Raw genomic sequence first — 8,343 nt, forward strand, 5'->3', positions numbered from 1 at the left:
CGCCGGCGTGGTCGTCGACGTGCTCCTCGAGCCACTCCTCGAACGAGGCCTGGTCGGGGAAGAAGATGACGGGAGCGCCGTCCGCCGGTGCGGTCACGTGACCTTGGTGCCGTACATCTCGCCGAGCGGGTCGGCGATCAGCTCGATGCGGGCGCCGTCCGGATCGCGGAAGTACAACGAGACGCCGCTGTGCTCGACGACCTCGACACCGGCCTCGGTGAGCTTGCCGCGCAACCGTTCCCACTTGTCCGGCGCGACGCTGATGGCCAGGTGGTGCAGGCCGCCCAGCACCTCCTGGTACGGCCCGAGATCCAGGCCGGGGAAGTCGAAGAAGGCGATCAGGTTGCCGTTGCCGATGTCGAAGAAGAAGTGCGAGGAGCCGGCGTAGTCCCGGTTCTCGATCAGTTCGGTGAGCGGGAACTCCAGGACGCCCTGGTAGAACCGGATCGTCCGCTCCACGTCACCGGCCAGCAGCGCCGTGTGGTGCAGGCCCCGGGCGGTCGACGCCGGCCGCTCTCCGGGCGGCCGGAGGTACTGCTCGCGCAGCGCCGTCCGCCGTTCCTCGACGCTCTGCCGGTCCGCGGCACCGCTCATCACCACTGCCCTCCCGTCGGAGGCGAGCCGGCCGGTCCGGCCGATCGCCCGTGGCCAGTATGGTCCCGTCGACTCGACGGAGATGCAGGCTCAGGCCGCCCGGAAGCTGCCTCTCTGGCGAGTCGACGCGCGCTCAGCCGGTCGCGCCGGGCAGGCGCACGGTGAAGACGGTGCGCCCGGGCCGGCTCTCCACCCCCACGGTGCCGCCGTGGGCGCCGACGACTGCCGAGACGATGGCCAGGCCGAGGCCGGTCGAGCCGGCCGCTCGGGACCGGGACGAGTCGCCGCGGACGAACCGCCCGAAGATCGTCGGCTGCAGTCCGGCCGGGATGCCGGGCCCGTCGTCGGTCACCCGGATCACCGCGACCTGACCGTGCGGGCCGGCCTCCGTGCGCAGGCCGCAGGAGACCAGCGTGCCGGCCGGGGTGTGGGTGCGAGCATTGGTCAGCAGGTTGGCCAGCACCTGGTGCAGGCGCGCCCCGTCCCCGGTGACCGCGACCGGTTCCGCCGGCAGGTCCAGCTGCCAGCGGTGGGTCGGTCCGGCGACCCGGGCGTCGGACACCGCGTCGATGATCAGCATGCTCAGGTCGACCTCGTCGGCCGAGAGCGGCCGTCCCGAGTCCAGCCGGGCCAGCAGCAACAGGTCCTCGACCAGGGTCGACATCCGCGCCGACTCGGACTCCACGCGCCGCAGCGCGTGGCTGACGGTCTCGGCGTCCCGCCCGTCCCGGCGGGCCAGTTCGGCGTAGCCGCGGATCGAGGCCAGTGGCGTCCGCAGCTCATGGGAGGCGTCGGCGACGAACTGCCGCACCCGGGTCTCGGACTCCTGCCGGGCCTTGAGCGCGCCCGAGACGTGCCGCAGCATCTGGTTGAGTGCGGATCCGACCTGACCCACCTCCGTGCGGGTGTCGGTGTCCTTCTCCGGGACGCGCACGCCCAGATCCACCTCGCCGCGATCCAGTCGCAGGGTCGTGACCTGGCGCGCGGTGGCGGCCACCCGGTCGAGCGGCCGCAGGGACCGCCGGACGATCCAGAAGACCGCGAAGGCGCCGGCGACCAGGGCGACGCCGGTCACCACGAGCAGGATCAGGGCCACCTGGACCAGCGAGCCGTCGACCTGGGCGGTGGACAGCCCGCTGACCACGGTGATCCCGTTGCGGGTCGTGGCCACCACCCGGTAGCTGCCCTCCAGCCCGGGCAGGGCGACGGTCTGCGGCGCCCCGGACGTCGGGACGGTCAGCAGGGCGCTCTCCAACTCGGTGCCGGCGGGTTGGCAGCCGTCCTTGTAGTCGCTGGTCGAGGCGCTGACCACGGCGCCGCCGCGGATGTAGCCGGTCACGCTGGGCGGGCCGAACCCGCCGCCCGACCGCAGGCCGAAGCCGCACGGCTCGGAGAGGAAGCGCGGCCCGTCGGGGCCGCCGGTCGCGGCCTGGTTGGCCTGCATCAGCTGGGTGTCCAGCTGCTTGGTCAGGTACCGGGACAGGAAGATCTCGGTGGTCACCCCGACCACCGCGCAGACCCCGACGATGAGCGCCATGATGCCGGCGACCAGCTTGGTGCGCAGGGTCAGCGGCGCCCGCGGGCGGAACCGGGACCGCCGCCGGGGGTAGCGATCCGGCGGCTCCACCGGGGCCACCCGGATGGGCTGGGTGGCGTGCTCGCCGGCGGCCGGATCGTCCAGCCCGACGCCGACCGCGGAGGGCGGTCCGTCAGGTGGCCGGCTTGAGGACATAACCGAAACCCCTCATGGTGTGGATCATCGGTTCCCGGCCGGCGTCGATCTTCTTCCGCAGGTACGAGATGTACAGCTCCACGATATTGGCCTGACCACCGAAGTCGTAGTTCCAGACCCGGTCCAGGATCTGGGCCTTGGACATGACCCGCTTGGGGTTGCGCATCAGGAAGCGCAGCAGCTCGAACTCGGTGGCGGTCAGGTTGATCAGGTCGTCACCGCGCCGCACCTCGCGTGAGTCCTCGTCGAGCACGAGGTCGCCGACGACGATGGTGGAGGAGTCGGTGGTCAGCGCCAGATGCGACCGGCGCAGCAGCGCCCGCAACCGCAGCACCAGGTCCTCGATGGAGAACGGCTTGGTGACGTAGTCGTCGCCGCCGGCGGTCAGGCCGGCGATGCGGTCGCTGACGTCGTCCTTGGCGGTGAGGAACAGCACCGGCATCCGCTCGATGTCGGCGCGGAGCCGGCGCAGCACCTCCAGCCCGTCGACGTCCGGCAGCATCACGTCCAGGACGACCAGGTCGGGCCGGAACTCCCGGGCGGCGGCGATCGCCGACATGCCGTCGCCGGCCGTGCGCACCTCCCAGCCCTCGTACCCCAGGGCCAGCCCGACCAGCTCGGACAGGGCCTGCTAGTCGTCCACCACCAGCACCCGGATGGGTCGCCCGTCCGGTCCGCGCAGGGCGGCCCGCTCGGCCGGGACAGCGGTGCTGGACAGAGGGCTCGGTGCGGTCATGTCCACCATCCTGGGCGCCGGCTGTGTGACGACCCTCAGCCCGGCCTGTGCGCTTCCTGTGGGCAGATCAGGCCAGGTAGACCTGGCCGCCGCTGACGGTGACGTTCTCCTGGGCCAGCGGGCGCAGTGCCGGGCCCTTCTCCACCGCGCCAGTGGTCACGTTGAACTGGGACTGGTGGCACGGGCACAGCCCGCTCGCCGCGATCGTGCACTGCTGGTGGGTGCAGACGGCCGTGTGGGCCACGACCGTCCCGTCGGCATAGGCGAGCAGCAGCGGGCCGCTCGACGCCTCGACGACCACCGCGCCGGCCGCCTGCACGTCGGCCACCGAGGCCACCGGGGTTCCGGTCGGCGCGGCCTCGCTCGAGGCGGCCGAGCTGCCGGCCGCGGGCGCCGACGACGCCGCCGATGACGCCGAGGACGCCGCCGACGAGGCGGCCGAGGATCCGGCGGACGTGGGTGACGCGCCGGCGGCGGACGTGGTCGGGCCGGCCGTCGTCGTGGGCGAACCGCTGCCCGAGGAGCAGGCGGCCGCGGTGGCCAGGACGGCGGTCCCGGACACGGCGAGCAGGGTTCGGCGGGGCAGGGCGCGGGCGGGCTCGGATGACACGGTCGTCTCCTCCAGGTCGGCGGCGTCGATGCGGCGGATCGTGATCTTCACCCGGATACTCGCCCACGGACCTGTGAAGGTTCAAAGAGTCCGCGCACTTCCCGAACGGGCCACGCCCAGGCAAAGGGCAGATCACAATTTGGCAACGGCCGTCGTCACGGCCCGACCGGCGCCGGGTGAGGCGTGCTAACTCGGTTCAGCATCAATCGTGCAGGTGAGCCGTGGTTTTCGCTCCCCGTTCGGTCGCAACCGGCTGCTAAATCGAGTTCGCAGCGTGCTTTCGGTCGAGTTGCGCCGGGCCGCACACGGGTTTGTGATCGCAGGCACAACGTTCACACATGTCGGGTCACCCCATGGGGTGGTCCCGGCTGCGGTCCGTCCATCGGCCGAACCATCTCAGTGCAGAGGGGCACAGAATGCGTCGAATGCTCAAGGTCGGCCTCGCGCTGGCCGTCGTCCCGCTCGCGCTCAGCGCGTGTAGCAGCGGCAGCAGTTCGTCATCGACCACCAGTGCCGCGGCCTCGTCCGCGGCGTCCGGATCGGCCGGCGGGTCCGCCGCGGCCAGCGGATCGGCCGGGGCCGGGGCCGGGGGCGGGAACAGCGCCTCCACCCTGACCGTGTGGGCCGACAACTCGGCCAACACGTCCAAGGCCATCACGCCGCTGTGCGAGAAGTGGGCCGCGGAGAACGGTGTCACCTGCGTGGTGCGCAACTTCAACGGCGGCACCGAGTTGCAGAACGCGCTGATCCAGGGCAACAGCACCGGCGACGTGCCGGACGTCTTCGAGGGCCCGCACGACCAGATCGGTCGCTTCCAGCAGAACGGCATCCTGGCGCCGGTCGACCTGGGCGCCAACACCGACAAGTTCATCCAGGCCGCCGTGCAGGGCGTCACCTACAACGGCGCGACGATGGGCGTGCCGTGGGCGATGGAGAACGTGGCCCTGCTGACCAACAAGGCGCTGTCGCCGACCTGCCCGTCCACCCTGGACGAGGCGGTGTCCAACGCCGAGGCCCTGATCGCGGCCGGCACGGTGCAGTCCGGGCTGGGCATCGCCATGCAGATCGGGGCGACCGGTGACGGCTACCACTGGCAGCCGCTGTTCAGCGCCGACGGGGGCTACGCGTTCAAGCAGAACGCGGACGGCACCTACGACGCCAAGGACATGGGCATCGGTGGCGAGGGCGCGATCGCCGCGGCCACCCGCCTGCAGCAGCTGACCCAGAAGGGGATCTTCGGCGCGAACGTCAGCTTCGACATCGCCAAGGAGGCCTTCAACACCGGTAAGTCGCCGTACTGGATCACCGGACCCTGGGCGATCCCGGACGCCGAGGCGGCGCTCGGCGACAACCTGATGGTCTGCGCGATCCCGAGCTGGGAAGGCAGCCAGTACAAGTCCCAGCCGTTCATCGGCGTCCGGGCGTTCTTCCAGCCGAACAACGCCAAGAACCCGGTGCTGGCCTCCACCTTCCTGTCCGACGAGGTGCAGACCACCCAGTTCATGGACGCCATGTTCGCGGTCGACCCGCGCCCGCCGGCATGGAAGGAATCGTTCGAGAAGGCCGCGGCCGACCCGATCGTCAAGGCCTTCGGCGAGTACGGCCAGCAGGGCATCCCGATGCCGTCCATCCCGCAGATGGCGAACGTGTTCGAGGACTGGGGCCTGGCCGAGTTCCAGGTGGCCGGTGGCGCCGACCCGACGACGACGATGACGAACGCCGCGAACTCGATCAATCAGCGCAACGCCAGCCTGAACTGACCACGAACGGGCCGAAGAGAGGAACGGCGGTCACATGACCGACACCGCTGCGGCCGTCCAGGACGGGCGGGAGGCTCCGGCCTCCCGCCCGCCGGGCGCCGGCAACATGCTCATCAAGATCATCCTGGTGGGCCTGATCGACGCCCTGCTGATCTGGTGCCTGGCGCAGGCCTGGACCGCCGGGTGGTGGCCGGCCGTCGTCTTCTTCGCGATCGTGCTGATCGCGGTCAATGCGATCTACTTCACCAAGGGAAACCTTCCCCTGAAGTACCTGATTCCCGGCCTGGTCTTCCTGGTCGTCTATCAGCTGTTCACGATGTTCTTCACCGGCTACCTGTCCTTCACCAATTACGGCACCGGGCATTTCGACGACAAGGACGCCGCGATCGTGGCGATCCAGGCCAGCAACGTCGTGCCGGTCGAGGGTGGCCAGGAGTACGCGGTCGTGCCGATCGAGCAGGACGGCACGGTGTCCATGCTGGTCACCGATCCGACCACCGGCAACGTGCGGATCGGCACCAACGAGGGATTCACCGACGTGCCGCCCGGCGACGTGCAGCGGGACGGCGAGCGGGTGACGGGGGTCTCCGGTTACCAGAGCCTGAACCTGGCCGGCCTGTCCGGCAACCCCGACCTGAAAGCGCAATGGGACGCCCTGAACCCGCCGATCAACGCCGAGCAGGGCACCTACCTGCGGGCGATCTCGATCACCCGGGCCCGGGAGGCGAAGTCGGGGTTCACCTACGACGAGGCCCAGGACGCCATGATCAACACCCAGACCAATGAGGTGTACCCGGCCAACAACGAGGACGGCGCCTTCGTCAACTCGGCCAGCGGGCAGAGCCTCAATCCGGGATGGACCGTCGGCGTCGGGGTCGACAACTACGTCAAGCTGTTCACCGACCCGACCATCCGGTCGGCGTTCCTGCCGATCCTGCTGTGGACCTTTGCGTTCGCCATCCTCACCACGCTGCTGAACTTCTCGCTCGGCCTGGCCCTGGCGCTGATCCTGCAGGAACGCCGAATGCGCGGAAAGGGCATCTACCGGGTGATCCTGATCATCCCGTACGGATTGCCGGTCATCCTGACCGCGCTGGTCTGGCAGGGCATGCTCAACCAGGACTTCGGCATCATCAACCAGATCCTCGGGACGGCCGTCCCCTGGCTGAACGACCAATGGCTGGCCAAGTTCTCGGTCCTCATGGTCAACCTGTGGCTCGGTTTCCCGTACTTCTTCCTGGTCTGCTCCGGCGCGCTCACGTCGGTTCCGGCCGACCTGAAGGAAGCGGCGTTCGTGGACGGCGCGTCCAGCCGGCACGCGTTCCGGACGGTCGTCCTGCCGCTGCTGCTGGTGGCCACCGCGCCGCTGCTGGTCACGACCTTCGCGTTCAACTTCAACAATTACACGCTGATCCAGATGCTGACCGGCGGTGGCCCGTTCTCCGGTTCGACGATCAACGGTGGGGCGACCGACCTGCTGATCAACTACACCCTGCGGGTCGCCTTCACCCCGGCCAGCCAGCAGATGGGTCTGGCCTCCGCGATCGCGATGCTGATCTTCGTCATCGTCGGATCGGTCTCGGCCTACGGCTTCCGGCTCACCCGCAAACTTGAGGAGATCGGACGATGACCGCGGACACGTCCACCGAGGCGCCGGCCACGGACAAGAAGCTCAAGGCCGACAAGATGCCGTTCGGGCGCTGGATGCGCATCGTCGGTTGGCGGCACATCGTCGCCATCATCATGGTGATCTGGGCGCTCTTCCCGGTGCTCTACGTCATCACCCTGGCGTTCTCCGGCGGCAACACCCTCACCGCCGCCTGCCCGCCCAGCAAGACCGGCCTGGGCGCGCTGAGTTGCCTGATCCCCAGCACCTTCTCGCTCGACAACTTCACCACGATCCTGACCAGCGACCAGTGGCCGTTCGCCGTGTGGTTCCGCAACACGGTGGTCCTGGCGACGCTCAACTCGTTCCTGGCCCTGCTCATGGGTGCAGCCGCGGCCTTCGCGTTCAGCCGGCTGCGGTTCAAGGGTCGCCGGATGGGCCTGCTCCTGCTGATGCTGGTGCAGATGTTCCCGGCCGTGCTCGCGCTGACCGCCATCTTCATCCTGCTGCAGGCGATCGGCGACGTCTTCCCGATGTTCGGGCTGCGCAGCATCTGGGGCCTGCTGCTGGTCTACCTGGGTGGTGCCCTCGGGGTGAACACCTTCCTGATGAAGGGCTACTTCGACACCATCCCGGTCGACATCGACGAGTCGGCGCGGATCGACGGCGCGGGCCACGTCAAGATCTTCTTCGGGCTGATCATGCGGTTGGCCCTGCCGATCCTGGTGGTGGTCTTCTTCGTCAGCTTCACCGCGACCTTCAACGAGCTGCCGATGGCCCAGCAGATCCTGCCCGACCCGGACAACACGACCTTGGCGGTCGGTCTGAACGGCCTGGTCTCCAACCCGCTGCTGCAGCAGTGGGGGTTGATGGCCGCCGGCGGGCTGATGGCGGCGGTCCCGATGCTCATCGTCTTCGCGATCACCCAGCGCTCGCTGACCACCGGCCTGACCGCCGGCGCGGTCAAGGGCTGACCCCGTCCGGCCCGCACCCCCGACAGACCCGAGGTAGGAGAACCCGATGGCCCCGGTGGTACTCGACAAGATCAACAAGCTGTACGAGAACGGTTTCCATGCGGTCAAGGATCTGAGCATCGACATTGCCGACGGCGAGTTCCTGGTGCTCGTCGGCCCGTCCGGCTGCGGCAAGTCCACGGCGCTGCGGATGGTGGCCGGCCTGGAGGACATCTCCACCGGCGACCTGCTGATCGGCGGCCGGCGGGTGAACGACGTCGACCCGCAGGGCCGGGACATCGCCATGGTGTTCCAGTCCTACGCGCTCTACCCGCACATGAGCGTCCGGGAC

General features: G+C 69.5%; 7 protein-coding genes and 1 pseudogene. 4 read left to right on the plus strand and 4 right to left on the minus strand.

The window, feature by feature from the left end:
• Window positions 1-93: 93 nt before the first annotated feature.
• The 4 genes and pseudogenes from ACOJUF_RS16260 to ACOJUF_RS16275 form a co-directional block, all read right to left on the minus strand.
• Entirely contained in the window at window positions 94-594 is a 501-nt protein-coding gene (locus tag ACOJUF_RS16260; RefSeq protein WP_420122871.1) for a VOC family protein, read from the minus strand.
• 133 nt (window positions 595-727) lie between these two features.
• On the minus strand, window positions 728-2,326 hold the full coding sequence (locus ACOJUF_RS16265; protein WP_420122872.1) for a sensor histidine kinase: 1,599 nt from the start codon (window positions 2,324-2,326) through the stop codon (window positions 728-730).
• Window positions 2,304-3,062: pseudogene (locus ACOJUF_RS16270) on the minus strand (response regulator transcription factor). The gene ACOJUF_RS16265 and the pseudogene ACOJUF_RS16270 overlap by 23 nt, the downstream one beginning before the upstream one ends.
• Before the next feature lie 67 nt (window positions 3,063-3,129).
• Window positions 3,130-3,723, minus strand: coding sequence for a Rieske (2Fe-2S) protein (locus ACOJUF_RS16275; RefSeq protein WP_420122873.1), 594 nt, complete (start codon window positions 3,721-3,723; stop codon window positions 3,130-3,132).
• 374 nt (window positions 3,724-4,097) lie between these two features.
• Between ACOJUF_RS16275 and ACOJUF_RS16280 the strand changes: the two genes are divergently transcribed.
• From ACOJUF_RS16280 to ACOJUF_RS16295, 4 genes are all read left to right on the plus strand, one after another.
• Window positions 4,098-5,432, plus strand: coding sequence for a sugar ABC transporter substrate-binding protein (locus ACOJUF_RS16280; RefSeq protein WP_420122874.1), 1,335 nt, complete (start codon window positions 4,098-4,100; stop codon window positions 5,430-5,432).
• 34 nt (window positions 5,433-5,466) lie between these two features.
• Window positions 5,467-7,062 (plus strand): ABC transporter permease subunit, encoded by a 1,596-nt coding sequence (locus tag ACOJUF_RS16285; protein ID WP_420122875.1) that lies wholly within the window; start codon window positions 5,467-5,469, stop codon window positions 7,060-7,062.
• Entirely contained in the window at window positions 7,059-8,012 is a 954-nt protein-coding gene (locus ACOJUF_RS16290) for a sugar ABC transporter permease (protein WP_420122876.1), read from the plus strand. The genes ACOJUF_RS16285 and ACOJUF_RS16290 overlap by 4 nt, the downstream gene beginning before the upstream one ends.
• A 46-nt stretch (window positions 8,013-8,058) precedes the next feature.
• Window positions 8,059-8,343 (plus strand): ATP-binding cassette domain-containing protein (locus ACOJUF_RS16295; RefSeq protein ID WP_420122877.1); only part of this gene is annotated, 285 nt, incomplete at its 3' end.

This window comes from Nakamurella sp. (assembly GCF_048594475.1).
Taxonomy (GTDB): domain Bacteria; phylum Actinomycetota; class Actinomycetes; order Mycobacteriales; family Nakamurellaceae; genus Nakamurella.

What these genes read in the sequence shown, in the direction of transcription:
- ACOJUF_RS16260 (WP_420122871.1), bottom strand. Translation starts at nt 594, where the DNA reads ATGAGCGGTGCCGCGGACCGGCAGAGCGTCGAGGAACGGCGGACGGCG.
- ACOJUF_RS16265 (WP_420122872.1), bottom strand. Translation starts at nt 2,326, where the DNA reads ATGTCCTCAAGCCGGCCACCTGACGGACCGCCCTCCGCGGTCGGCGTC.
- ACOJUF_RS16280 (WP_420122874.1), top strand. Translation starts at nt 4,098, where the DNA reads ATGCTCAAGGTCGGCCTCGCGCTGGCCGTCGTCCCGCTCGCGCTCAGC.
- ACOJUF_RS16285 (WP_420122875.1), top strand. Translation starts at nt 5,467, where the DNA reads ATGACCGACACCGCTGCGGCCGTCCAGGACGGGCGGGAGGCTCCGGCC.
- ACOJUF_RS16290 (WP_420122876.1), top strand. Translation starts at nt 7,059, where the DNA reads ATGACCGCGGACACGTCCACCGAGGCGCCGGCCACGGACAAGAAGCTC.